Source organism: Myxococcus llanfairpwllgwyngyllgogerychwyrndrobwllllantysiliogogogochensis (assembly GCF_006636215.1).
In the GTDB taxonomy this organism is placed as follows: domain Bacteria; phylum Myxococcota; class Myxococcia; order Myxococcales; family Myxococcaceae; genus Myxococcus; species Myxococcus llanfairpwllgwyngyllgogerychwyrndrobwllllantysiliogogogochensis.
The window spans coordinates 1-394 of the sequence record NZ_VIFM01000966.1 but is presented as its reverse complement, the minus strand read 5'-3'; the positions used below and the strand labels follow the sequence as shown (position 1 = coordinate 394).

At 68.3% G+C, this 394-nt stretch carries 1 protein-coding gene; it reads left to right on the top strand.

Annotation, left to right across the window (positions count from 1 at the left end):
* Positions 1 to 109: 109 nt before the first annotated feature.
* A partial coding sequence (locus FJV41_RS56475) for a hypothetical protein (RefSeq protein WP_220138074.1) occupies positions 110 to 394 on the top strand: 285 nt, incomplete at its 3' end.

The window sequence follows — 394 nt, the reverse complement described above, 5'->3', positions numbered from 1 at the left end:
CGGAAGGGCCGAGGCACCCTGCCCCACCTCTGCCTCGACCATCCCATCGGCCATTTCCCCTGCCGCGTGGATTTCCAGCGACTCTTTTTCACATCCAGGTATCCGTTCCGTGCGCAGCATCTCTTTCGTCACCCTGGTGCTCGCATGTGGTTCGGGCCTGGCTGTCCAGGCCCAGGCCCAGGAACCGGCGGACGACAGCCTCACCCTCAGCGGCTTCGGCACCGTGGGCCTGGTCGACAAGACCGGTGCCCCGCGCTGGGGGCTGATCCGCAGCACCGCGCAGAAGGGCGCCGCGTCCGACCTCAGCGCCACCATCGACTCCCGGCTCGGCGCACAGATCGACTGGACCCACGGCAACGATTGGGAGGCCGCGGTCCAGGGCGTCCTGTTGCAC